We start from the raw sequence: 23,373 nt of genomic DNA, 5'->3' as shown, positions 1-23,373 counted from the left end.
ATTGCGCGGAACAAGAGAGGAGCGGGGCATGTCGAAGACGGTCATCGGTCTCGAGATAACCGAGGAGGGCGTGCGCGCCGCCGAGGTGACGGCCGGTCGCACCCCGGCCCTCGTCGCGTACGGCGCCGTGCCGCTTCCCGTCGGGGCGGCAAGGGACTCGGAAGTGCTTGATCCGGATGCTGTGGCGCTCGCGCTTCGCCAACTGTGGACCCGCGGGCGGTTCTCGCATCGGCGCGTGGTGCTCGGCATCGGCAGCCGCCGCATCCTCGTGCGCGAATACACGACGCAGGCGCTGCGGCCGGACCTGCTGCGTCAGGCGCTCCCGTTCCAGGTGCAGGACCTCCTGCCCGTGCCCGCCGACCAGGCCGTGCTCGATTTCTACGCGTCCTCGCAGGAGGGCGACCAGATCACCGGACTGCTCGTCGCTGCGGTCGCCGAGACGGTCGAGCAGCTCGTGACGGCCGTCGGAAAGGCCAAGCTCACGGTGGATACCGTCGACCTCGCACCGTTCGGGCTCGCCCGCGGGGTGAGTCGCCTCGCGGCACCCGGGGAGTCGGTCGCAGCACTGCACCTCGGCGACCACACCAGCTACGTCGTCATCGTGCGCGACGGCGTGCCCCGGTTCGTGCGCATCCTGCCGCTCGAGATCCTCACCGATGCCGTACGCGAGCGCGAGGCCGCCGCGGCCCCCGCAGCCGAAGAGACCGAGGCGCCGGTCGAGGAGCTCGTGGGTGTCGGCGCAGGATCGGGCGCCCCGCGTCGTCGTCGGTACTCGTCGTCGCGCGGCGAGCGCGTAGCCGGAATGACCGAGGCCGCGCTGTCCGACCTCGTCGGCCGCATGCGCAGCACGCTCGCGTTCTACGCGGGTCGCACCAACGATGTGCCGGTGAGCCGCGTCATCCTCACCGGTGCCGGCGCATCCGCTCCCGAGGTCGGAGAATCGCTCGCGGCCAGCCTGCCGCTGCCGGTCGCCTACGCCGGCGCAGCCGAGATCATCGCGATGAAGACCGAGGCGCCCCAGGGCACCGTGGGGCTTGATCTGCTCACCACCGTCGGCCTCGCCCTGATCGAGGGGCGCTGATGTCGATCGCGAAGACGACGGCGATGGTCGTCGGCGGGACGCCCTTCGTCAACCTCATCCCGCCGTCCGAGACGGCGCGGCGGCAGAGCGCTCGCCTGCTGCGACGCTGGATCCTGGCGCTGGTCGCTGTGATCCTCGTCGTCGCCGCCGCCACCGCCGGCGCGTTCTGGCTGCAGCTCACCGCCGCCCAGCGCTTCGCGGTCGAGAGTCTCCGCACGCAGACCCTGCTGACGCAGATGGCCGACCTGTCGGACGTGCAGGGGCAGCTCGACCTGCAGTCCGAGCTCACGGCGTTCCGCAGCGACGCGATGGCGACCGACATGCGGTACGGCGGACTCGTCAACGCCATCGGCGGGGTGCTCCCCGGCGGTTCGGTGATCGCAGGCTTCAGCATCGCTCCGGGAGGGATGCTGCAGGGCGACGACCCCGCGATCGAGGTCGGGGCCGCGGGCACCGTGACCGTCGCGAGCCCCGCTCCGCAGCTCGTCGTGCCGATCGTCCGCAATGTGCGAGCCCTGCCGGGTGTGCTCGAGGCCGACGGCTGGGAGGTCGAGGCGACCGAGAGCGGGTACGAGTACGAGCTGCGCGTCGTGTTCGATCAGTCGGTGTACACCGGTGCCTACAACGAGGAGGCGACGGAGTGAACGTCCCCCGTCAGATGATCAACCTGCTCGGCATCGTCGTGGTGGTCGCGCTGCTGGTCGCCGGCCTGACGATGGTCGTGCTGCCGATGTACAGTTCGGCGCGCGCCATCGACGCCGACACTGCGAACGTCGCACAGACGAATCAGCTGTACGACGTGCGGGTCTCGCAGCTCACCGCGGCCCAGGCCGAGATCGAGTCCCTCACCGGCGACGTCACCGCACTGCGGCGCCAGATCGCGGCATCCAGTCAACTCGATGACGTCATGCAGATCGTCGTGGACTCAGCCCGGGCCACCGGCGCCACGATCGAGAGCGTGGTGGCCGCCGACGCCGAGCCGTGGGCGCCGCGAACCGGCCTCGAGGGCGACGACGCCGGCACGGCGCCGGCCGACACCGCCCCGGCCGAGGGTGAAGCCGCCGCGGCCCCGGGTGAAACCGCCCCGGTCGAGGGCGAGACGACCGAAACCGCCGACGCCGCGACCGACGCCGGCGCAGGCGAGACCTCGACCGAGCCCGCCGTCTCACCGCAGCAGCAGATCCCGGTGACGATCACCGTGCAGGTGGCCGACGCCCGGTCGGCTGCGGCGTTCATCGACGCGCTCAGCCGCGGCCCCCGCCTGCTCGCCACCATCGACGGAACCCTCGAGGAGGGCACCCTCACCGTGACCGCCCTCGCCCTCGTACGCACGGAGGACTGACATGACCGCATCTGAAGATCTGACCTCGATGCTCGGCGTCGCCCAGCGGTCGCGGGCCTCGGACGTGCACCTGACGGCTCGCCAGCCAGCGCTCATGCGCGTGGACAGCGACCTCACCGGCATCCCCGGCTGGGCCGAGCCCACTTCGTCGGCCTGGCTCGACGAGGCCGTGGGCGGCCTCATGTCGCGCGAGCAGCTCGAGGAGTTCCGCATCCACGGCGAGGTCGACCTCTCGTACACAGTGCCGCAGGTCGCCCGCTTCCGCGTCAACGTCTTCCGCCAGCTCGGTGACGTCGCCGTGGCGATGCGCTTCATCCCCGACCGGATCCGCCCGCTCGAGGAACTGGGCGTGCCGGCGGCAGCGCGCGATCTCGTGCTGCGCCCCCGGGGGCTCGTGCTCGTGACGGGGCCGACCGGCTCGGGGAAGTCGACGACGCTCGCCTCCATGATCGACGTCGTCAACCGCACGCTCCCCGCGCACATCGTGACGGTCGAGGATCCTGTCGAGTTCCAGCACACGAGCCGCCGCTCTCTCATCCACCAGCGGGAGATCGGGAGCGACACCGCGTCGTTCTCCGAGGCCCTCCGGCGCGTGCTCCGTCAGGACCCCGACGTCATCCTCATCGGTGAGCTCCGGGACCCGGCATCCATCTCCACCGCCCTGTCCGCGGCCGAGACCGGTCACCTCGTGCTCTCGACGCTCCACACGCAGAGTGCGGCGAAGTCGATCAACCGCATCGTCGACGCCTTCCCGCCCGACCAGCAGGCTCAGGTGCGCACCCAGCTCGGCGACACGCTGCAGGGGATCATCAGCCAGACCCTGCTGCCGCGCGCCCAGGAGGACGGCCGTGTGATCGCCACCGAGGTGCTCGTCAATACGCCTGCGATCGCCAATCTGATCCGCGAAGGCCAGGTGAGCCAGATCTACTCGATGCTGCAGGCCGGGGGCAGCCTGGGCATGCACACACTCGATCAGGACCTCAAGCGACTCGTCGAGGACGGATCCATCTCGATGCAGCTCGCGAAGAGCTACGCGGCCGACGCCGCGTCGTTCGACGACGTGCGGGTGCGCCCGCGCGACCTCGACGCCGACGCGTGGTCGGCCCACGCAGACATGCAGTCGGTCGGCTGGACGAACTGATGGCGCTCATCGAGGAGTACTCGTACCGGGCGATCGACGCCACCGGCGGCGGGATCGTCAAGGGCACGCTCGAAGCTTCCGGCGCGAACGGCGTCACGGCGAAGCTGCGCGCGCAGGGCCTCACGCCGCTCGAGGTGACGCTCACCTCGAAGACGGGGCTCAACCGCGACGTCTCGATCCCCGGGTTCGAGCGGCGGGTGAAGGTCGGCACGCTCGCAGTGTTCTCGAAGCAGATGGCCGGGCTGATCAACGCCGGCCTCCCGCTCATGCGCACGCTGGCGATTCTCATCGAGCAGGCCGAGGACAAGAAGCTGCAGAGCTCGCTCGTCGGCGTGCGCGCAGCCGTGGAGTCGGGTTCGTCGTTCTCGGCGGCCCTTGCGGCGTACCCCGACGTGTACCCACCGCTCATGATCAGCATGATCCGGGTGGGCGAGTCGGGCGGATTCCTCGGAGAGGCGCTGGCGACCATCGCCGAGACCTACGCGGGCGAGGCCGAGCTGCAGGGCAAGATCAAGTCGGCGACCACCTACCCGATCATCGTCTTCGTGATCGCGATCCTCGGCGTGGTCGCGATGGTGACCTTCGTCGTGCCGATCTTCGAGGGCATGTTCACGGGCCTGGGTTCGGCGCTGCCGCTGCCGACGCAGATCCTCGTGACGCTGTCGAACAACATGCTGTGGATTCTGCCGATCATGATCGGTGGCGGCATCGCCGGCTGGCTGTGGTGGGTGCGCAACAGGCGCGAGGATAAGGTGCGCCGAGTGGTCGACCCATGGCGGCTGAAGCTGCCCGTCGTCGGTCCGCTGACCACCAAGATCGCTGTCGCGCGGTTCGCCCGCAGCCTGTCGATGATGCTCGACGCCGGTGTGCCACTGGTGCAGGCGCTCTCTATCGTGGGCGCGGCATCGAACAACTGGAAGATCGAGCAGGCGGTGCGCGAGATCCAGGAATCGGTCAAGCAGGGCCGGTCGTTCTCGGGACCGCTCGCCAAAGCCGAGGTCTTCCCGCCGATGGTCGCGCAGATGATCTCGGTCGGTGAGGAGTCGGGCACGCTCGCCGAGATGCTCCGCAGCATCGCCGACTTCTACGAGAACGAGGTCGAGGCGGCGACCTCGCAGCTCACAGCCTCCATCGAGCCGATCCTCATCGTCGGCATCGGCATCATCATCGGCGGCATGGTGATCTCGCTGTACATGCCGATCTTCTCGATCTACGGCGAGCTCGGCCAGACCGGCTGAGCCTGCGGCGCGACGAGGATCATCCAGCCGCGTGCACCGTCTTCGGGCGCCGTGTCAACCGGGTCGAGTGCCGACGGTGCCCGGATAGCCTGGCGACATGGCTGACCTCATCGCGAAACTGACGGCGTGGGCACTGAGTCTCCGGCCGGTGCGGGTCTGGTTCCACTATCTCGAGCGACGCGGCGCGATGCTGGCGGACAGCATCACCTACCGCGCGCTGTTCTCTGTGTTCGCGGGCGTGCTGCTGGGCTTCTCGTTCGCGGCACTGTGGCTGTCGGGGAATCCCGCCGCGTGGCAGGCGCTGGTCGACACGGTGGATTCCGCGATCCCCGGACTGCTCGGCGAGAACGGGCTCATCGAAGTCGACAAGATCCAGGCTCCCGCCGGACTCACGCTGACCGGCATCCTGTCGCTCGTCGCCCTCGTCGGTGCCGCGATCGGCGCGATCGGCTCGCTGAGGGCGGCCTTGCGCAATCTCGCCGATGAGATCCACGACGACGTCTTCTGGGTCTGGGTGATTCTGCGCAACCTGCTGCTCGCCATCGCCATCGGCGGCGGCTTCGTGCTCTCGGCCGTCGTCACGTTCTACGGCTCCACGTTCATCGGATGGGTGGGGGACTGGCTCGGCGTCCAAGGATTCGTCGCGGATGCCGCCACCCGCGCTCTCGCGCTGGTCGTCGTCTTCCTGCTCGACGCGAGCTTGATCGCCCTCGCGTTCGTCGTGCTCAGCGGTGTGAAGGCCCGGCCGCGCACGCTCTTCGCCGGCGCGCTGATCGGCGGCATCGGCCTCACCGTGCTGCAGCAGCTGTCGGGCATGTTCGTCGCCGGAGCCGGATCGAACCCGCTTCTCGCGTCGTTCGCCGCGCTCATCGCGCTGCTGCTGTGGTTCAACCTGTCGGCGCAGGTGATCCTGCTCGCCTCGACGTGGATCATCGTGGGCGTCGCCGAAGACGTCGACCGCGTGCGCGAACGCCACGGTGCCCCGACCTTCGAAGCCCGCCGTATCAAGCGGGCCGAGGACGCGGTGCGCGTCGCGGCCGCCGAGCTGAAGCTGGCGAACGAAGCCGCCGAGAAGTCGCGCCGGGCGGCTGTGGCGAAGCAGGCGTGACCGTGCGCGTACCGGCGTACACCGCCGCGCAGGTGCGCGCGGTGGAGCGACCGCTGCTCGATGCCGGCCAGCCGCTGATGCGACGTGCGGCGACGGCGCTCGCGGGGGTGATCGGAGAGCGACTGACGGATGCCGCGGCCCCGCGCGTGCTCGTGATCGCGGGCAGCGGCGACAACGGCGGCGACGCCCTGTACGCGGCGTCCGAGCTCGGCGAGGGGATCGAGGTCGACGTGCTCGCGGTGGGGAGCCGCGTGCACGAGGACGGACTGGCGGCTGCGCTCGAGGCCGGAGCGCGGCAGGTCTCGGTCGACGAGGCCGTGGCCGCGGCATCCGGATACACCGTCGTCGTGGACGGCATCCTCGGCATCGGCACCTCGCCCGACCCGGCGCTGCGAGGCGCCGCCCGCGAGGCGGTCGCGCGCCTGCTCGCCGCGATGGGCGACGGGATGCGCCGCACCGTCGCCGTCGATCTGCCGAGCGGCCTGCAGCCCGACACGGGGGTCGCCGACGACGTCGTGCTGCCGGCCGCGGTGACGGTGACTTTCGGCGCCGTGAAGGCGGGCCTGGTCATCGGGCGCGGACCCGACCTGTGCGGCGACCTCGTGCTCGTCGACCTCGGGCTGGAGCCCGGCCTCGCCGACGAGGAGCCGGCCGGCGAGGCATCCGTCACCCGCATCCTCGAGGCGTGAGCTCGTGCGCCGGCGCCGGACGGCGAGCGGGCGAGGTGCCGATACGGTGGCCGCATGATCCCGTTGCTCGTCGTCGCGCTGGGGCTCATCGCGCTCGTCGTCGGAGCCGAGCTGGTCGTGCGCTACGGTGCGAAGCTCGCGCGGCGGATGGGCATCCCGCCGATCATCATCGGGCTCACGGTCGTCTCCATCGGCACGAGCGCCCCCGAGCTCGCCGTCGGCATCGACGCGGTCCGGTCGGGGGCGGGCTCCCTCGCCATCGGCAACATCGTCGGCACCAACATGGTGAACCTGCTCCTGATCCTCGGCATGACTGCGGCCATCCGGCCGATCGTGATGCACGCGCAGACGCTCAAGCTCGATCTGCCGGCCATGGCCGTGGCATCCGTCCTCCTCTTCCTGCTGTCGTTCGACGGCGCGCTGTCGGTGCTCGACGGCGTGCTGCTGTTCGTCGCGGCCCTGGTCTACACGGCGCTGCTCGTGCTGCTGACCCGGCGCGAGTCGACGCGAGTCCTCGAGGAGTACGAGCACGAGTATCCGAGGCAGGACGTGCGCGGGAGTCGGCGATGGGCGGCCGTCGAGCCCGGCCTGCTGGTGCTCGGCATCGTCGTCATCGTGTTCGGCGCGGACTGGCTGGTCCGCGGGGCGGTCGAGCTCGCTGCGGCCGCAGGCGTCTCGAATGCGCTGATCGGCCTCACGATCGTCGCGATCGGCACGTCCGCGCCCGAGCTCGCCACGACGATCGTCGCCACGATCCGCGACGATCGCGACATCGCGGTGGGCAACCTGATCGGGTCGAGCATCCTCAACCTCACGTTCATCCTCGGTGCCTCGCTCTTCTTCGCGCCGGGACAGGTCGCCGTCGAGCCGAGCCTCGCCTACATCGACATGCCGATCATGGTGCTCGTGTCGCTGCTGTGCGTCCCGGTGTTCCTGACCGGCAGGCGGGTGACCCGCGTCGAGGGTTTCCTCTTCGTCGTCGCCTACGCGGTGTACCTGACGTACCTGATCGTCGCGCGCACATAGGCGCGGTTCAGCGCGCGTAGCGCTCGACGAACGTGCGCAGGATTCGGCTCGGGTGCGATACCGCCGCGCGGCGCACCGCGGCGAGGGTGAGCTCGAGCTCCTCGGCGGCGAAGTAGCCATAGCCGGCGTATGCGTGGATGCGCGTCGTGATGCCGTCGACGTCGAGCTCGGGGTGGAACTGCGTGGCGTAAACGTTCTCGCCCACCTTGAACATCTGCACGGGGCATTCGGGCGACGAGGCGAGCAGCGCGGCCGTGGCCGGGAGCGTCGTGATCGCCTCCTTGTGACCGACGAAGGCCTCGAACTGCGGCGGCATGTCGCGCAGGAGGGGGTCGGATGCCCCGGCCTCGGTGAGCGAGACGGGAACCACGCTGATCGGCTCGGGGTGGGTGCGGTCGATGACGGCGCCCTGGTGCGTGCCGAGGGTGCCGATGCCGTAGCAAGCTCCGAGGAACGGGAAGTCTCGGGCGACGACCTCGTCGAGGAGCGTCTGGAACTCGGCCTCGACCCGGTGCTGCACCGCCGACTTCGTCTCGGCGGGGTCGGAGGCGTTGAACGGCCCGCCGCCGACGAAGATGCCCGAGAGGGCGTCGAGGTCGAGGCGCGGCATGGGCTCGGCCTCGAGCCGTACGCGCACGAGGTCGCGCTCGTCGAGCCCGGAGTACCGCAGGAAGAGCTGGTACTCCTCGTCGGCGGGGACGTCTTCGGCCCGCGTGGCGAGGAGGACGAACGGCTTCACCCCCCAAGCCTACGGCCCGCCCGCCGGTGGCCCGGCGGCGTCGCAGCGTCGGAGATCCCGGCCGACACGCCGCCGCCTGTTCGCAGTGGACGGCGTGTCGCCGACGATCTCCGATTCTGCGCCGTCGGGATCCCCCGGCGCAGGGGCCAGGGGCAGGGGCCGGGGGTCAGGCGGGGTAGGTCACCAGGCCGAGCTCGACCGGGGACACCAGCTGCGGGTGCGAGGGCACCACGCGCACGGTGTAGCCGAACGTGCCCGTCACCGTCAGGGGGAGCGCGCCCGTGAACGTCGTCACGCCGTCGACGGCCGGGCCGGCCGGTGCGAGCCGGTGGACGGAGTGGTCGCGCGCGAGCGCGTCGTCCTCGTTCGTGCCGCCATAGGCCAGCTCGACGGCGACGTCGTCGGGCTGGAGCGCGTCGAGCCGCACCTCGGCGCGCACCTCGAGCGTGTCGCCCGCCTGCGCCTGGGCCGGGATGCCCGAGGAGTCGACACCGGCGATCGAGACGCGGGGCCAGGCATCCTTCACCCGCTGCACGAAGTCCGCGAGGGCACGGGCCTCGGCGAAGCCGTCGGCACGCAGGGCGCCGTCATGCTCGGCGGCCGGCACGTACAGGCGCGTGACGTAGTCGCGCACCATGCGGTCGCTCGTCGCCTTCTTGCCCAGCTCGGTCATCGTGTGGCGCACCATCGAGAGCCAGCGCAGCGGGATGCCGCCCTCGCGCTCGTAGAACCGCGGCACGAGCTGATGCTCGATGAGGTCGTAGAGAGCGGATGCCTCGGCATCGTCGCGCTCCTCGTCGTTCGACGCGGTGTCAGCGGTCGGGATGGCCCAGCCGTTCTCGCCGTCGTACCACTCGTCCCACCAGCCGTCGAGGATCGAGAGGTTCAGCACGCCGTTGAGCGCGGCCTTCATGCCGCTGGTGCCGCACGCCTCCAGCGGACGCAGCGGGTTGTTGAGCCAGACGTCGCAGCCGGGGTAGAGGCCCTTGGCGAGGGAAATGTCATAGTCGGGCAGGAAGACGATCCGCCCGCGCACCTTCGGGTCGCGACTGAAGCGCACGAGCTGCTGGATGAGGATCTTGCCGGAGTCGTCGGCCGGGTGAGACTTGCCGCCGATCACGATCTGCACCGGGCGCTCGGGGTCGGTGAGGAGCTTCGTCAGCCGCTCGGGGTCGCGCAGCATGAGCGTGAGCCGCTTGTAGGTCGGCACGCGCCGCGCGAAGCCGATCGTGAGCACCTCGGGGTCGAGCAGATCCGCGATCCACGACGGGGTGTGCCCGTTGGAGAGGGATGCCGCTACCCGCCGCCGAGCCTCGGCGACGAGCTCGCCCTTCATCTGCTGGCGCACGCCCCACAGCTCGGCGTCGGTGACGGCCTCGCGGTTCGTCCAGTCATGGGCGTCGGTGTGGGCGTCGCCGAACGCGCGCTCGCTGACCGCCTTGAGGGCGGCGTGCACCCAGGTCGGAGCGTGCACGCCGTTGGTGATCGAGGTGATGGGCACTTCGTCGGTGTCGACGCCGGGCCACAGCATCCCGAACATCCCGCGGCTGACCTCGCCGTGCAGCTCGGACACGCCGTTGGCGTGCTGGCCGAGGTGCAGGCCGAGCACCGCCATGTTGAAGACGCCCTGGTCGCCGCCGTCCCATGTCTCGAGACCGAGGGAGATCGCGCGACCGGCGTCGAGATTCTGGAACAACCGGCTCGCGAGGAAGTCGGCGATGAGGTCGCGGGGGAAGCGGTCGATGCCGGCGGGGACGGGAGTGTGCGTCGTGAAGACCGTGGATGCCCGCACCTGCGCCAGCGCCGCGTCGAAGGCGAGACCGTCGTGGGTGATGAGCTCGGACATCCGCTCGAGTCCCTGGAACCCGGCGTGCCCCTCGTTCGTGTGGTAGACGTCCGGCGTGGGCCGGCCGGTGATGCGGCAGAACGCGCGCACCGCGCGCACCCCGCCGACACCGAGGAGGAGCTCCTGCAGCAGGCGGTGCTCACCGCCGCCGCCGTAGAGGCGATCGGTGACCCGTCGCATCTCGTCGGAGTTGGAGGGCGTCTCGGAGTCGAGCAGCAGCAGCGGGATGCGGCCGATGTCGGCCACCCACACGCGTGCGTGCAGGCGACGGTCGGCGGGGAGGTCGAGCGCGAGCTCGACGGGCGAGCCGTCGGATTCGCGCAGCAGCGTGAGGCCGAGGCCGTACGGGTCGAGCAGCGGGTAGCTCTCGCGCTGCCAGCCGTCGTCGCCGATGGACTGGCGGAAGTAGCCCGCGCGGTAGAACAGTCCGACGCCCGTGAGCGGCACGCCCAGGTCTGACGCGCTCTTGAGGTGGTCGCCGGCCAGGATGCCGAGTCCACCCGAGTACTGGGGGAGCGATCCGTCGACGCCGAACTCGGGGGAGAAGTAGGCGATGTGCGCAGGCTTGGGCCCGTCGAGGTGCTGGAACCAGCGGTCGCCCTCGAGGTAGGCGGTAAGGCGCTCGTCCTCGGCGTGCACGCGCTGAACGAAGGCATCGTCGCGTGCGAGCTCGTCCAGGCGCTCCTGGCCCAGGGCGCCGAGCATGCGCGCGGGGTTGGCGCCGATCTCGTCCCACAGAGCTGGATCCATCGAGGCGAAGAGGGCGTGCGTCGCGCGGCTCCATGACCAGCGCCAGTTCGACGCGAGGCGGTCGAGTGGGGCGAGGTTTTCGGAGAGGACAGGGCGGACGGTGAACGTTCGGATGGCCTTCACGCGAGTGATTCTAGGGCGAGAAGATGAAAACGCTTGCACTCGTGGGGTGACCGCATCGCGGGAAACGCCCGCGTCAAGGGCGGGTCTCGCGCCTCGGCGCGGGTCTAGGCTCGGCACATGGCTATCGCACGACTTCACGGAGGTCCGCTCGACGGGCAGCTCCTGCCGCTCGAGAACCCCGACCTCGACCGCCTCATCGTCCCGTACAGCGAGACGCAGGTCGTCTACGCCCGCAAGGGCGAGCTCGAGCGCACCGGGGAGGCTGACGGCCCGACCGAGGCCGAGTTCTGGTTCGTCGAGGCGCAGGACGACATCGACCCCTACACCGACTCGGCGAGTGAGCGGCGCTGACCCCCGCCCCGAGGCCGCGCCCTCGCGATCGGTCGAGATCGAGCTGAAGTTCGACGTCGACGACGGCGTGGCCCTGCCGGACTGGTCGGCGCTGCCGGGCGTCGCGGCCGTGAGCGCAGGCGAGCCGCGGTCGCTCGACGCGACCTACCTCGACACCGCCGATGTCGCACTGGCTCGTGCCGGCTACGCCCTGCGCCGTCGCACCGGCGGGCCCGACGCCGGCTGGCACATCAAAGGCCCGCGCGGGGCGGACGGCGGACGCGTCGAGCTGCACTGGCCGCTCGGCGAGGAAGACGAGGTGCCCGCCGGCGCGCGCGCGGAGGTCGAGGCCGTCGTCGGTGATGCGGCACTCACACCGCTCGCCCGCATCCGCAACGAGCGCGTCGCCTACTTCCTGCTCTCGCCTGCGGGCGAGGTCGTGGCGGAGGTGGCGGACGACCACGTGCGCACGCGCGACGAGCGCTCGGGCATCGAGCATGAGTGGCACGAGTGGGAGATCGAGCTCGGGCCTGCCGGGGCCGCCGATCCCGAGGAGCGCCGGGTGTTCTTCACCGCGGTCGCGGACGCGGCGCACGCCGCCGGCGCGCGGGCTGCGGCATCCGACTCGAAACTCGCGCGAGCGCTGGGGCACTGACGGCCCGGCGCGGCCCCTTCCGTCTCGCAGCGCCCGCTCGGCGAGCGGTGACCACGAAGGCCCCGGCGGAACGCCGGGGCCTTCGTGTCGATCGGGTGATCTAGAGGTTGATCATGTGGCCGGCGAGGCCGTGGAACGCCTCCTGCACGGCTTCCGACAGGGTCGGGTGCGTGTGGACGTTGCGGGCCGCCTCGAGGGCCGTGAGGTCCCACTTCTGCGCGAGGGTCAGCTCGGGCAGGAGCTCGGAGACGTCGGGTCCGATCAGGTGGCCGCCGAGCAGCTCGAGGTGCTCGCCGTCGGCGATGAGCTTGACGAAGCCGACGGGCTCGCCGAGGCCGTTGGCCTTGCCGTTGGCCGAGAACGGGAACTTCGCGACCTTGACGTCGTAGCCGGCATCGCGCGCCTGCTGCTCGGTGAGGCCGAACGAGGCCACCTGCGGCGAGCAGAACGTCGCGCGCGGCATCATGCGGTAGTCGCCCAGCGTCATCGTCTCGGCCTTGCCGATGGTCTCGGCGGCGACCACGCCCTGCGCCTCGGCCACGTGGGCCAGCTGCAGCTTGGCGGTCACATCGCCGATCGCGTAGATGTGCGGCACGTTGGTGCGCATGTGGTCGTCGATGTCGATCGCACCGCGGTCGGTGAGCTTCACGCCGGTCTTGTCGAGGCCGAAGCCCTCGACGTTGGCGGCGAAGCCGATCGACATCATGACCTTGTCGGCGTCGATCGAGCCGGCGGTGCCGTCCTTGGCGGTGTAGGTCACGGTGACCTTGTCGCCCTGGTCGGTGACGGTCTCCACCTTGGTGGAGGTGAGGATGTCGACGCCGTACTTCTTGTACTGACGCGCGATCTCCTTCGAGACGTCGGCGTCTTCGTTGGGCAGCGCACGGTCGAGGAACTCGATGATCGTGACCTTGACGCCGTAGTTCACCATCACGAAGGCGAACTCCATGCCGATGGCGCCGGCGCCGACGATGACGATCGACTCGGGCAGGTCGCGGGCGAGGATCTGCTCCTCGTACGTGACGATGTTGCCGCCGAGCTCGACGCCGGGCAGCAGGCGCACCTTGGAGCCGGTCGAGATGATCGCGTTGTCGAAGGTCACCTCGTCGGTGGAGCCGTCGGCCTTGGTCACCGTGATGGCGTTGGGTCCGGTGAAGGAACCGCGCCCCTCGTACTCGGTGACCTTGTTCTTCTTCATCAGGTAGTGGATGCCCTTGACGTGCGTCTCGGCCACTGTGCGGCTGCGGTCCCACGCGACGCCGAAGTCGAACTTCACGTCACCGGAGATGCCGAACAGATCGGCCTTGTGGGTGAACTGATGCGCGAGGTCGGCGTTCTTCAGGAGGGCCTTCGAGGGGATGCAGCCGACGTTGAGGCAGACACCGCCCCAGTACTTCTCTTCGATGATGGCGACGGAGAGGCCGAGCTGTGCGCTGCGGACAGCCGCGACGTACCCGCCGGGGCCCGCGCCGAGGATAGCGACGTCGTAATGGGGCATGACTGCAAGCCTATCGCTCGGCGGAGGCGTCGGAGTCGAGCCGGGGACCCCCTCCGAGCGCCCGCGCCCGGTTGTCGGCGAGGGCCTTCTGGCGGCGTGCGCGCGACACCAGCAGGTACGTGATGCCGCCGCCGAGGGCGATCACCACGATGCCGATGAGCACCCAAGGCCACACGTCGGAGCCGGTCGTGCCGGAGTCCGCCGGCACGGTGGCCGACGGCGTCGCGGAGGGCTCCTGCGTGGGCTCGGACGTCTCGGTCGGCGTCGGCGTCGGGGTGGCGGTGTCCGTCGGAGTCGGCGTGGGCCCGGACGTCACTGTGAACGCGAACTGGCCCGAGATGGGGTGGCCGTCGCTCGAGACGACCTTCCACAGAACGGTGATCTCACCGGATGCCTCTCCCGTGAGCGGCTGGGTCAGCACGTTGTCCTGCGCGGTCGGGGCGCCGTCGATGAGCGACGTGCCCGCGGCATCCGTCACCGCCACGTCCGAGGCCCCTGCATCGGTCGCGATCGCACCGCTGAACGTCAGCGTCAGCTGCGCCGGAACGCCCTCGACGGTCGAGCCGACGGAGGGAGTGCTGCCGATGAGCTCGTCGTGCGCGTGAGCGGGGGATGCCGGCACCAGCAGCAGCGCGAAGGCCACGAGCAGGGCCGCCGCGAGGGCGAGGACGCGGGCGGGGAGGGCCGTGTGAATTCCTTGTGACATCACGTGATTCACCCTAGCCAAGACCTTCTCAGCCGCCGGACGCGCGAGTAGCCTGACCGCAGGCGGGCACCCCTGCCCGCGGACGAACACGGAAGCGAGGTGGGCAGATGGACTCCATGATGATGGACGCCATGTCGAAGGACATGATGTCGATGCCCGGCATGGCGACGATGGACATGTCGGTGCTGCAGGCGTGTATGGACGCCTGCTCGGCCTGCGAGCAGGCGTGCACGGTGTGCTCCACGCAGATGATGTCGTGCGCCCCGGCGTGCATGAACTGCGCGGACATGTGCAACACGATGATGCGGTCCATGCTGCGGATGCAGGGCATGACCCCTGCGACGATGATGGCCATGCTCGACGCGTGCATCGCGATGTGCCAGCAGTGCATGGACGAGTGCATGGAGCACGCCGACCACAGCGAGGTCTGCAAGATGTGCGCTCAGGCGTGCAAGGCCTGCATGGACGCCTGCAGGGCCGTCAAGGACATGATGATGAAGGCGGCCTGAGCCGCCGCATCACCGCGCGATGTTGAAGTGCTCGCGACCCACCGCGAGCACGTTGTAGCGGCCGTGGACCGCCACCGGCGTGCCGGGCGTGAGCACGAGTGCCGCGCCCGCGCCGTTCCACACCGTGATCGGGGCGGCGCTCGCCAGGTCCCGCACGACGATCGTGCCCGTCGCGGCATCCGCCGACTCGACGATCGCGTCGCTCCAGTCCGAGGGCGTCGCCGACGCCAGCCGCGACTGGATGAGATGCAGCGCGTGCCCGGGCGCATAGGAGGAGCATGCGTCGCCCCGGTCGCACATGCACGCCGCACGCTCACGCACCTGGAGGGGCGGGATGTGGCGGTGCGTGCTCGACACGGTGGGGCTCCTTCTCGTAGCTTCGGTGTTCACCACGTTAGGTCGGCGGCACGCCCGAAGCACGCGGCCCGACATGAGGCGAAACAAAGCGGATCCACGCGTCGCGCCGATTCCCGCACTTTCGCCGGCGAGGTGATCGGATAGGCTTGCACGCAGAGGAGGACCACCGTGGAGGAACACCGCCGACCCGACGAGGGCGACATCCGCCGGGCATCCGGTGCACACCCCGAGTCGGCGGAGTCCGATCGCGGGACCGACACGACGCAGACCTTCGGACATGATTCCGACCTCTCGTTCGTGCCGTTCGGAAGCGAACTGGCGGACGCCGAGCTGGAGGCGATCGACGCACTCCCCACCGGCGCCGCGCTGCTCCTCGTGCGGTCCGGTCCGACGGCCGGGGCTCGCTATCTGCTCGACACCGATGTGACGACGGTCGGCCGGCATCCCGAAGCCGACATCTTCTTCGACGACGTCACGGTCTCGCGCCGTCATGCCGAGATCACGCGCACCGGCACCTCGTTCGAGCTCGTAGATCAGCGCTCGCTCAACGGCACGTACGTCAACGGCGAGCGGGTCGACCGTGCCGTCCTGCGCAACGGCGCCGAGCTGCGCATCGGAAAGTTCCGCCTCAACTTCTTCGTCTCGCCCGCCGATCTCGCTCAGGCCGCGGACGGGTGATGCCGGCTGCATCCGCCCGCGAACGATCGTCGTCCGCGGGGCTTCTCAGCATCGGCCAGGTCCTCGCGCGCCTGTCGCCCGAGTTCCCGTCGCTGACGTCGAGCAAGCTCCGCTTCCTCGAGGTGCAGGGCATCGTCACGCCCGTGCGCACCGAGTCCGGCTACCGCAAGTTCTCACAGTCCGACCTCGAGCGGCTGCGCCTGGCGCTCACGCTCCAGCGCGACCATTACCTGCCGCTCGTCGTCATCCGCGAGTACCTCGAGGACGTCGACGCCGGGCGCGAGCCGGCTACGCCGACAGCGGTCTCGCCGCCGTCGATCGTTCCCGCGCCGCGCCGGTACCGCCGTGACGAGATGCTCGCCGCCGCGGGCGCCGCGCCCCAGCTGCTCAACGACGCCATCAGCACCGGTGTGATCGTCGGCTCCGACTCGTACACCGAGCAGACCGTCGCGCTGCTCCGGGCGCTGGTGGCCCTCGACCGCCACGGCATCGAGCCGCGCCACGTGCGCGCGCTGAGGCAGAACGCCGAGCGCGACGTCGCCCTGGTCGAGCAGGCGCTCTCGCCTCTGCTGCGGCGGACGGATGCCTCTTCCCGGGGCCGCGCCGGAGAACTCGCGCCGGAGCTGGCCAAGCGGCTCGATGAGGTGCGCGCGATCTTCGTCCGCTCGGCGCTCGACCGGCTGCTCACCTGAGCGATCCCCGCCACCGAGACGCGCGACACGCCGAGGCCGTAGGAGCCGATGTCGTAGACGGAGCGGGGTGGCTCATCTAGCGTAGAAGTATCCGAGTCCGGAGGGGGGCGAGCATGACTGCTCGAGAAGCGGCCGACAATGAGCCGTTCGTGGCGGAGCTCCTCTTCACCGACGGACTCCCCGCCATGGACGACGAGGTCGGCTACCGCGGTGCGGTGGCAGCGCGCGCCGCCGGCATCACCTATCGCCAGCTCGACTACTGGGCACGCACCGAGCTCGTCGAGCCGACGGTGCGCGGCGCGAGCGGGTCCGGATCCCAGCGGCTCTATGGGTTCCGCGACATCCTCGTGCTCAAGCTCGTGAAGCGCCTGCTCGACACCGGCATCTCGCTGCAGCAGATCCGCACCGCCGTCGATCAGCTCCGTGCCGCCGGCATCCGCGATCTCGCCGGCACGACGCTGATGAGCGACGGTGCCTCCGTGTACCTGTGCACCTCGAATGACGAGGTCATCGACCTCGTGAGCCGCGGTCAGGGCGTCTTCGGCATCGCCGTGGGCAAGGTGCTGCGCGAGGTCGAGACCGAGCTCGTGGCCTTCGAGGCGCAGGCGCCCGACGCGCTCGACGAGCTCGCGGTGCGTCGCGCCGCACGCTCGGCGTAGCAGCTCGACGCACCGACGAAGAAAGCGGGCCCCCGTGTGGGGAGCCCGCCCTTTCCGTCTCCGGATGCCGCTTCGGCGTCAGACGCCCTCGGCCAACGAGTGCTCGAGGACCCGTGAGCGCGCGAACGCCTGCTCGAGGTCGGCGATGAGGTCGTCGGGATTCTCGAGCCCGATCGACAGGCGCACCAGCGCGTCGGACGGCTTGGCCTCCGACTGCACCGGGCGGTGGGTGAGCGCCGCGGGGTGCTGGATGAGTGAGTCGACGCTGCCGAGCGACACGGCATGCGTGAAGAGCTCCACGGCGGCGGTCAGCTCGCTCGCGGCGTCGAAGCCGCCGGCGAGCTCGATCGCGATCATCGCGCCGGGACCCGACTGCTGCGTGCCGATGAGGCCCTGGGGGTCGCACTCGGCGAACTCCGGGAAGTGGACGCGGGCCACCTCGGGACGCGTCGTCAGCCAGGTCGCCACCGCGCGGGCGCCCTCCTGCTGCGCGCGCATCCGCACGGGCAGCGTCGTCAGGCCGCGATGCAGCAGGTAAGCCGCGAGCGGGTGCATGATCGCGCCCGTGATGGCGCGCGTGCGGCGCAGAGCAGCCGCGGTCGATGCGTCGCACGCGATGACGCCGCCGACGACGTCCCCATGACCGCCGAGGTACTTGGTCGCGCTGTGCAACGAGATGGCTGCGCCGAGATCGAGCGGATGCTGCAGCACGGGCGTCGCGAACGTGTTGTCGACGAGCACCGGAACGTCACCCGCGGCGGCGGCGACCGCGCGGATGTCCACGAGCTCGAGGGACGGGTTCGCGGGGGACTCGAGGATGACCAGGGCGGTGTCGGGGCGCACGGCGGCGGCCACAGCATCCGGAGTGCAGTAGGTGGCCTCGACGCCCAGCAGGCCCGATGCGAGCAGGTGGTCGGTGCCGCCGTACAGCGGGCGCACCGCGACGACATGACGCTTGCCCTGCTCGTGCGACAGCGCGAGGAGCACCGCGGTGACGGCGGCCATGCCCGAGGAGAACGCGACGGCCTCCTCGGCGTGCTCGAGCCGGGCGAGCGCCTGCTCGAACCGCGCGACGGTGGGGTTCCACAGCCGGGCGTAGACGTTCGACCCGCCCTCGAACGGGTGGCCGCCGGTGGCCAGCACCTCGTACGAGAGACCGCCGACGTCGATGTCGGGGAGCGGATTCGTCGACGAAAGGTCGAGGGGGAGCGCGTGCACTCCGAGCTCAGCGAGGTCTTCGCGGCCGGCGTGCACCGCAAGGCTGTCAGGGTGCAGCGAGTTCGGTGTCATGCCCTGATCGTCGGCGATTTCGCAGTCCCAGGCAAGTGGAATCGCGACTGTGATGCCGTATCGTCATCGGTGATTGCAGAATCCGCAGAGTGGAGGCATCCGATGGTCTCGTCTTCGAAGAATCCGCAAGAGGTCTCGCTCGACGCGTTCGACCGCGCGATCCTCGCCGCACTCGTCGAGGACGGGCGCATGACCAATGCGGCGCTGGCGGCGCGCGTCGGACTCGCGGAGTCGACGTGCGCCTACCGGGTGCGCGCTCTGCGCGAGAGCGGCGTCATCTCGAGCATCAGCGCCCGCATCGACCTCGCGGCGATCGGGCGCCCGATCCAGGCGGTGGTGCAGGTGCACCTCTCGAGTCACAGCCGCGTCCACATCGACGAGCTCTTCGACCGGCTGGTCGAGATCCCGGGGGCGCTGTCGGTGGTGCACGTCGCCGGCGACAACGACTTCCATCTGCACCTGGCGGTGGCGAGTCCCGAGCGGCTGCGCGATCTGATCCTCGAGCACATCACCAGCCACCCGGCGGTCACCAAGACCGAGACGCAGCTGGTCTTCGAGGTGCGGCGGGGCGCAGGCGCCCTCGGGCCGCTCTGACGCGGTCGGGCCGCCGGATCAGGCCCGCGCTTCGCCCGGCACGGGGATGCGCCCGGTGCGCATCACGCGGTCGAGCAGCGAGTCGAAGTCGGCCGCGAGCTCCTGCGCCGAGTCGCCCGGCCAGATGTGCAGCGGCTTGGCCGCGCCCTGCGCCTGCTGGAGCGAGGTGCGCTCGGGCAGCTGCGGGCTGAGCACGAGCGGACCGAACATGTCGCGCAGCTCCTTGATGCGGAACTGGTGCTCGATCGACTGCGGGCGGACGCGATTGACGACGATGCCCAGCGGCTGGAGGCGGGGGGAGAGGCCGCGGCGGATCTCCTCGATCGCGCGGAGGGCGCGGTCGGCGGCGGCGACCGAGAACAGGCCGGGTTCGGTGATGACGATCACGCGGTCACTGGCCGCCCACGCGGTGCGCGTGAGGGCGTTGAGCGACGGAGCGCAGTCGATGAGGACCAGGTCGTAGTCGGCCTCGATCGTCGCAAGCGCCTCTTCGAGCTTCCACACGTCGCGGACGCTCGGGTGCGGCCCATCGAAGTTGATCGCCGAGGGGCTGCCGATCATGACGTCGATGGTGCCCGGGTGCACCTTGGCCCACCCGCTGGAGGTGATGGCCTGGCGGACCGTCTTCTCCTTGGGGTTCGCGAGGACATCGGCGACATTCAGGCGGCCTGCCACCTGGATGTCCATGCCCGTCGAGACGTCGGACTGCGGGTCGAGGTCGACGACGAGCGTGCGGACACCGCGGGCGAAGGCCGCCGACGCGAGTCCGAGGGTCACGGTCGTCTTGCCGACGCCTCCCTTGAGCGAGCTGACGGAAAGGACGTGCACAAGGCACCACGTTACCGTCCCCTAGGCTGAGAACACACTCAGGCCCGCACGCACTGCCGCACCCGGAGGTCGAATGTTCCGCAAGATCCTCGTCGCGAACCGAGGCGAGATCGCCATCCGAGCCTTCCGCGCCGCCTACGAACTCGGTGCGCGCACGGTTGCGGTGTTCCCGTTCGAGGATCGTGGTTCGCTCCACCGGCAGAAGGCCGACGAGTCCTACGAGATCGGCGAGAAGGGGCGTCCGGTCCGCGCCTACCTCGACGTCGACGAGATCATCCGCGTCGCGAAGGAGTCCGGCGCTGACGCGATCTACCCCGGCTACGGCTTCCTCTCCGAGAACCCCGAGCTCGCCGAGAGGGCCGCCGCGAACGGCATCGCCTTCATCGGCCCGCCCGCCCAGGTGCTCGAGATGGCAGGCAACAAGGTCACCGCGAAGCACCACGCGGTCTCCGCCGGCGTTCCGGTGCTGCGCTCGACCGAGGCATCCGACGACGTCGACACGCTCCTCGCGCAGGCCGACGACATCGGCTTCCCGATCTTCGTGAAGGCGGTCGCGGGCGGAGGCGGCCGCGGCATGCGCCGCGTCGAGCAGCCCGGCGAACTCGCCCCCGCCCTCGCCGAGGCCATGCGCGAGGCGGGCAGCGCGTTCGGCGACGCCCGCGTCTTCCTCGAGCAGGCGGTGCAGCGCCCGCGGCACATCGAGGTGCAGATCCTCGCCGACACATCCGGCGAGACGGTGCACCTCTTCGAGCGCGACTGCTCGGTGCAGCGCCGCCACCAGAAGGTGATCGAGATCGCCCCGGCCCCGAACCTCGACCCCGAGGTCCGTGACGCGCTGCACGGGTACGCCGTCGCGTTCGCGCGGTCGATCGGCTACCAGAACGCCGGCACGGTCGAGTTCCTGCTCGAGACGACCGGCCCTCGCGCGGGCGAGGTCGTCTTCATCGAGATGAACCCGCGCATCCAGGTCGAGCACACCGTCACCGAAGAGGTGACCGACGTCGACCTCGTGCAGTCGCAGATGCTCATCGCCGCCGGCAAGACGCTGGCCGATCTGGGCCTGACGCAGGACCGCATTCAGCTGCGGGGCGCCGCGCTGCAGTGCCGTATCACGACCGAGGACCCGTCACAGGGCTTCCGCCCCGACACCGGACGCATCACGACGTACCGGTCGCCGGGTGGCGCCGGCATCCGCCTCGACGGCGGCACCACGGCCGCGGGTTCGCAGATCAGCCCGCACTTCGACTCGATGCTCACGAAGCTGACGTGCCGCGGCCGCGACTTCCCGGCCGCCGTGGCCCGCGCCCGCCGCGCTCTCGCCGAGTTCCGCATCCGCGGCGTCGCGACGAACATCCCGTTCCTGCGTGCCGTGCTCGACGATGCCGCCTTCGTGGCCGGCGACGTGAGCACGTCGTTCATCGACGAGCGCCCCCAGCTGCTCTCGAGCAACCCGTCGCGCGACCGTGCGACGAAGCTCCTGGCGTGGCTCGGCGACGTGACCGTCAATCGGCCGTACGGCGAGAAGCCGGTGTCGGTCTCGCCCGGCAGCAAGCTGCCCGCGATCGATCTGGCGGCCGCACCGCCGGCGGGAACGCTCGACCGGCTGCGCGAGCTCGGGCCCGAGGGATTCGCCCGTGCGCTGCGCGAGCAGAGCGCCCTCGCCGTCACCGAGACGACGTTCCGTGACGCGCACCAGTCGCTGCTCGCGACGCGGGTGCGCACGCGCGACCTCGTGCGCGTCGGTCCCCACGTCGCGCGCATGACGCCGCAGCTGCTCTCGGTCGAGGCCTGGGGCGGTGCGACATACGACGTCGCGCTGCGCTTCCTCGCCGAAGATCCGTGGGAGCGCCTCGAGGCGCTGCGGACCGCGATGCCCAACATCCCGATCCAGATGCTCCTGCGCGGACGCAACACGGTGGGCTACACGCCGCGCCCGGTCGAGGTGACCCAGGCCTTCGTGCAGGAGGCAGCGACCACCGGCGTCGACATCTTCCGCATCTTCGACGCGCTCAACGACGTGTCGCAGATGCGCCCGGCGATCGACGCCGTGCGTGCAACAGGGACCGCGATCGCCGAGGTCGCACTGTGCTACACGTCCGACCTGCTCGACCCCTCGGAGAAGCTCTACACCCTCGACTACTACCTCCGGCTCGCGGAGCAGATCGTCGAGTCGGGCGCACACATCCTCGCGATCAAGGACATGGCGGGCCTCATCCGTCCCGCCGCCGCCGCGAAGCTCGTCACGGCGCTGCGCGAGAGGTTCGACCTGCCGGTGCACCTGCACACGCACGACACCGCCGGAGGACAGCTCGCGACGCTGCTCGCGGCAAGTGCCGCGGGAGTGGATGCCGTGGATGCCGCGGCCGCACCCATGTCGGGCACCACCAGCCAGCCGTCGCTCTCTGCCCTGGTCGCCGCGCTGGCGCACACCGACCGGGACACCGGGCTCAGCCTGCAGGCGGTGAGCGACCTCGAGCCGTACTGGGAGGGCGTCCGTCACCTGTACCGGCCGTTCGAGTCGGGCCTGGCTTCGCCCACCGGTCGCGTGTACCACCACGAGATCCCCGGCGGGCAGCTGTCGAACCTCCGCCAGCAGGCGATCGCGCTCGGCCTGGCGGACGACTTCGAGCTCATCGAGGACATGTACGCCGCCGCCGACCGCATCCTCGGTCGCATCCCGAAGGTCACGCCGTCGTCGAAGGTCGTCGGCGACTTGGCCCTCGCCCTGGTCGCGGCGAAGGCCGACCCTGCCGACTTCGAGCAGAACCCGCGCAACTACGACATACCCGACTCGGTCGTCGGGTTCATGGCCGGGGAGCTGGGCGATCTGCCGGGCGGATGGCCCGAACCCTTCCGCACCAAGGTGCTGGAAGGCCGCGAGGTGTCCATCGGCGTGCCGCCGCTCACCGATGAGGAGCGCGCCGGGCTGGCCGGCGACGGCGCCGACCGCCGCCGCACGCTGAACCGGCTGCTGTTCCCGGCGCCCGCCCGCGAGTTCGAGAAGAACCGTGCGACGTACGGCGACCTGTCCGCACTCGGCACTCCCGACTACCTCTACGGCCTCAAGCCGGGGGAGGAGCACGTCGCCGAGATCGACCCGGGCGTGCAGCTCTATGTCGGTCTCGAGGCGATCGGCGAAGCCGACGCGAAGGGCATCCGCACCGTCATGACCACGCTCAACGGCCAGCTCCGGCCGGTGTTCGTGCGCGACCGCAGCATCAAGGTCGATGTCGTGCAGGCGGAGCGCGCCGACACCTCGAAGCCCGGTCAGGTGGCCGCGCCGTTCGCGGGCGTCGTCACGCTCAAGACCACGGTCGGCGCCACCGTCAAAGCGGGTCAGCCGATCGCGTCGATCGAGGCGATGAAGATGGAAGCGGCCATCACCGCTCCCGTCGACGGCGTCGTCGAGCGTCTCGCGATCGCCGAGACCAAGCAGGTCGACGCCGGCGACCTTTTGGTCGTCATACGTCCTGCGCAGTAATCTGGAGGGTGGC

23 protein-coding genes are annotated in these 23,373 nt (G+C 70.4%); 16 read left to right on the top strand and 7 right to left on the bottom strand.

Annotated elements, in window-relative coordinates; all coding sequences use genetic code 11:
• Positions 1-28: 28 nt before the first annotated feature.
• From pilM to MK786_RS03740, 8 genes are all read left to right on the top strand, one after another.
• A complete protein-coding gene (gene pilM, locus MK786_RS03775; protein WP_241110884.1) occupies positions 29-1,081 on the top strand; it encodes a type IV pilus biogenesis protein PilM in 1,053 nt (350 codons plus the stop codon).
• Positions 1,081-1,725 carry a hypothetical protein gene (locus MK786_RS03770; RefSeq protein ID WP_241110883.1) on the top strand — a complete coding sequence of 215 codons (645 nt, stop codon included), beginning with the start codon at positions 1,081-1,083 and terminating at the stop codon, positions 1,723-1,725. Before pilM ends, MK786_RS03770 begins: the two co-directional genes overlap by 1 nt.
• Positions 1,722-2,423, top strand: a complete 702-nt coding sequence (locus tag MK786_RS03765; RefSeq protein ID WP_241110882.1) for a hypothetical protein — start codon at positions 1,722-1,724, stop codon at positions 2,421-2,423. Before MK786_RS03770 ends, MK786_RS03765 begins: the two co-directional genes overlap by 4 nt.
• Before the next feature lies 1 nt (position 2,424).
• Entirely contained in the window at positions 2,425-3,564 is a 1,140-nt protein-coding gene (locus tag MK786_RS03760) for a type IV pilus twitching motility protein PilT (protein WP_241110881.1), read from the top strand.
• The gene (locus MK786_RS03755; protein WP_241110880.1) at positions 3,564-4,802 is read left to right on the top strand and encodes a type II secretion system F family protein; all 1,239 of its coding nucleotides are present in this window, start codon (positions 3,564-3,566) and stop codon (positions 4,800-4,802) included. The genes MK786_RS03760 and MK786_RS03755 overlap by 1 nt, the downstream gene beginning before the upstream one ends.
• A 97-nt stretch (positions 4,803-4,899) precedes the next feature.
• Positions 4,900-5,910, top strand: a complete 1,011-nt coding sequence (locus MK786_RS03750) for a YihY/virulence factor BrkB family protein (RefSeq protein WP_241110879.1) — start codon at positions 4,900-4,902, stop codon at positions 5,908-5,910.
• Positions 5,907-6,599: an NAD(P)H-hydrate epimerase gene (locus tag MK786_RS03745; RefSeq protein WP_241110878.1), complete on the top strand. Its 693-nt coding sequence runs from the start codon at positions 5,907-5,909 to the stop codon at positions 6,597-6,599. Before MK786_RS03750 ends, MK786_RS03745 begins: the two co-directional genes overlap by 4 nt.
• Positions 6,600-6,653: 54 nt before the next feature.
• Positions 6,654-7,625 (top strand): calcium/sodium antiporter, encoded by a 972-nt coding sequence (locus MK786_RS03740; protein ID WP_241110877.1) that lies wholly within the window; start codon positions 6,654-6,656, stop codon positions 7,623-7,625.
• Positions 7,626-7,632: 7 nt separating this feature from the next.
• Here the strand turns inward: MK786_RS03740 and MK786_RS03735 are convergent, their stop codons facing one another.
• Positions 7,633-8,364, bottom strand: coding sequence for a glutamine amidotransferase (locus MK786_RS03735; RefSeq protein WP_241110876.1), 732 nt, complete (start codon positions 8,362-8,364; stop codon positions 7,633-7,635).
• Between the two features lie 166 nt (positions 8,365-8,530).
• Positions 8,531-11,083, bottom strand: a complete 2,553-nt coding sequence (gene glgP, locus MK786_RS03730) for an alpha-glucan family phosphorylase (protein ID WP_241110875.1) — start codon at positions 11,081-11,083, stop codon at positions 8,531-8,533.
• 117 nt (positions 11,084-11,200) lie between these two features.
• Here glgP and MK786_RS03725 point away from each other — a divergent pair, with 117 nt between their 5' ends.
• Positions 11,201-11,434, top strand: a complete 234-nt coding sequence (locus tag MK786_RS03725) for a response regulator (RefSeq protein ID WP_241110874.1) — start codon at positions 11,201-11,203, stop codon at positions 11,432-11,434.
• A complete protein-coding gene (locus tag MK786_RS03720; RefSeq protein WP_241110873.1) occupies positions 11,421-12,068 on the top strand; it encodes a CYTH domain-containing protein in 648 nt (215 codons plus the stop codon). The genes MK786_RS03725 and MK786_RS03720 overlap by 14 nt, the downstream gene beginning before the upstream one ends.
• Positions 12,069-12,168: 100 nt before the next feature.
• On the opposite strand, the gene lpdA is transcribed toward MK786_RS03720, so the two are convergent.
• On the bottom strand, positions 12,169-13,566 hold the full coding sequence (gene lpdA / locus MK786_RS03715; RefSeq protein WP_241110872.1) for a dihydrolipoyl dehydrogenase: 1,398 nt from the start codon (positions 13,564-13,566) through the stop codon (positions 12,169-12,171).
• A gap of 10 nt (positions 13,567-13,576) precedes the next feature.
• Positions 13,577-14,272 (bottom strand): copper resistance CopC family protein, encoded by a 696-nt coding sequence (locus MK786_RS03710; protein WP_241110871.1) that lies wholly within the window; start codon positions 14,270-14,272, stop codon positions 13,577-13,579.
• Between the two features lie 107 nt (positions 14,273-14,379).
• On the opposite strand from MK786_RS03710, the gene MK786_RS03705 reads away from it, so the two are divergent.
• The gene (locus MK786_RS03705; RefSeq protein WP_241110870.1) at positions 14,380-14,781 is read left to right on the top strand and encodes a hypothetical protein; all 402 of its coding nucleotides are present in this window, start codon (positions 14,380-14,382) and stop codon (positions 14,779-14,781) included.
• Positions 14,782-14,790: 9 nt separating this feature from the next.
• Here the strand turns inward: MK786_RS03705 and MK786_RS03700 are convergent, their stop codons facing one another.
• The gene (locus MK786_RS03700) at positions 14,791-15,138 is read right to left on the bottom strand and encodes a hypothetical protein (protein ID WP_241110869.1); all 348 of its coding nucleotides are present in this window, start codon (positions 15,136-15,138) and stop codon (positions 14,791-14,793) included.
• 168 nt (positions 15,139-15,306) lie between these two features.
• On the opposite strand from MK786_RS03700, the gene MK786_RS03695 reads away from it, so the two are divergent.
• The 3 genes from MK786_RS03695 to MK786_RS03685 all read left to right on the top strand — a co-directional run bounded on the left by MK786_RS03695 (position 15,307) and on the right by MK786_RS03685 (position 17,167).
• Positions 15,307-15,816: an FHA domain-containing protein gene (locus MK786_RS03695; RefSeq protein ID WP_241110868.1), complete on the top strand. Its 510-nt coding sequence runs from the start codon at positions 15,307-15,309 to the stop codon at positions 15,814-15,816.
• Complete coding sequence (locus tag MK786_RS03690) at positions 15,816-16,508, top strand: MerR family transcriptional regulator (RefSeq protein ID WP_241110867.1); 693 nt, start codon at positions 15,816-15,818, stop codon at positions 16,506-16,508. The genes MK786_RS03695 and MK786_RS03690 overlap by 1 nt, the downstream gene beginning before the upstream one ends.
• Positions 16,509-16,621: 113 nt before the next feature.
• Complete coding sequence (locus tag MK786_RS03685; RefSeq protein WP_241110866.1) at positions 16,622-17,167, top strand: MerR family transcriptional regulator; 546 nt, start codon at positions 16,622-16,624, stop codon at positions 17,165-17,167.
• Positions 17,168-17,245: 78 nt separating this feature from the next.
• Here MK786_RS03685 and MK786_RS03680 read toward each other — a convergent pair whose 3' ends face one another.
• Positions 17,246-18,457, bottom strand: a complete 1,212-nt coding sequence (locus MK786_RS03680) for a PLP-dependent aspartate aminotransferase family protein (protein ID WP_241110865.1) — start codon at positions 18,455-18,457, stop codon at positions 17,246-17,248.
• Between the two features lie 102 nt (positions 18,458-18,559).
• On the opposite strand from MK786_RS03680, the gene MK786_RS03675 reads away from it, so the two are divergent.
• The gene (locus MK786_RS03675; RefSeq protein WP_241110864.1) at positions 18,560-19,051 is read left to right on the top strand and encodes an Lrp/AsnC family transcriptional regulator; all 492 of its coding nucleotides are present in this window, start codon (positions 18,560-18,562) and stop codon (positions 19,049-19,051) included.
• 18 nt (positions 19,052-19,069) lie between these two features.
• Here MK786_RS03675 and MK786_RS03670 read toward each other — a convergent pair whose 3' ends face one another.
• Positions 19,070-19,879: a ParA family protein gene (locus MK786_RS03670; RefSeq protein ID WP_056119365.1), complete on the bottom strand. Its 810-nt coding sequence runs from the start codon at positions 19,877-19,879 to the stop codon at positions 19,070-19,072.
• A gap of 73 nt (positions 19,880-19,952) precedes the next feature.
• Between MK786_RS03670 and MK786_RS03665 the strand changes: the two genes are divergently transcribed.
• Complete coding sequence (locus MK786_RS03665) at positions 19,953-23,360, top strand: pyruvate carboxylase (protein WP_241110863.1); 3,408 nt, start codon at positions 19,953-19,955, stop codon at positions 23,358-23,360.
• The last annotated feature ends 13 nt before the right edge of the window (positions 23,361-23,373 follow it).

The organism is Microbacterium sp. CFH 31415 (assembly GCF_022538185.1).
Taxonomy (GTDB): domain Bacteria; phylum Actinomycetota; class Actinomycetes; order Actinomycetales; family Microbacteriaceae; genus Microbacterium.
Note: the sequence above shows the minus strand (reverse complement) of the source record. Positions and strands in the feature narration are given on the sequence as shown.

Coding starts and splice junctions, on each gene's coding strand:
- MK786_RS03680 (WP_241110865.1), bottom strand. CDS start 18,457: ATGACACCGAACTCGCTGCACCCTGACAGCCTTGCGGTGCACGCCGGC.
- MK786_RS03750 (WP_241110879.1), top strand. CDS start 4,900: ATGGCTGACCTCATCGCGAAACTGACGGCGTGGGCACTGAGTCTCCGG.
- MK786_RS03740 (WP_241110877.1), top strand. CDS start 6,654: ATGATCCCGTTGCTCGTCGTCGCGCTGGGGCTCATCGCGCTCGTCGTC.
- MK786_RS03675 (WP_241110864.1), top strand. CDS start 18,560: ATGGTCTCGTCTTCGAAGAATCCGCAAGAGGTCTCGCTCGACGCGTTC.
- MK786_RS03760 (WP_241110881.1), top strand. CDS start 2,425: ATGACCGCATCTGAAGATCTGACCTCGATGCTCGGCGTCGCCCAGCGG.
- MK786_RS03665 (WP_241110863.1), top strand. CDS start 19,953: ATGTTCCGCAAGATCCTCGTCGCGAACCGAGGCGAGATCGCCATCCGA.
- MK786_RS03770 (WP_241110883.1), top strand. CDS start 1,081: ATGTCGATCGCGAAGACGACGGCGATGGTCGTCGGCGGGACGCCCTTC.
- MK786_RS03685 (WP_241110866.1), top strand. CDS start 16,622: ATGACTGCTCGAGAAGCGGCCGACAATGAGCCGTTCGTGGCGGAGCTC.
- MK786_RS03755 (WP_241110880.1), top strand. CDS start 3,564: ATGGCGCTCATCGAGGAGTACTCGTACCGGGCGATCGACGCCACCGGC.
- MK786_RS03725 (WP_241110874.1), top strand. CDS start 11,201: ATGGCTATCGCACGACTTCACGGAGGTCCGCTCGACGGGCAGCTCCTG.
- lpdA (WP_241110872.1), bottom strand. CDS start 13,566: ATGCCCCATTACGACGTCGCTATCCTCGGCGCGGGCCCCGGCGGGTAC.
- pilM (WP_241110884.1), top strand. CDS start 29: ATGTCGAAGACGGTCATCGGTCTCGAGATAACCGAGGAGGGCGTGCGC.
- MK786_RS03690 (WP_241110867.1), top strand. CDS start 15,816: ATGCCGGCTGCATCCGCCCGCGAACGATCGTCGTCCGCGGGGCTTCTC.
- MK786_RS03710 (WP_241110871.1), bottom strand. CDS start 14,272: ATGTCACAAGGAATTCACACGGCCCTCCCCGCCCGCGTCCTCGCCCTC.
- MK786_RS03705 (WP_241110870.1), top strand. CDS start 14,380: ATGGACTCCATGATGATGGACGCCATGTCGAAGGACATGATGTCGATG.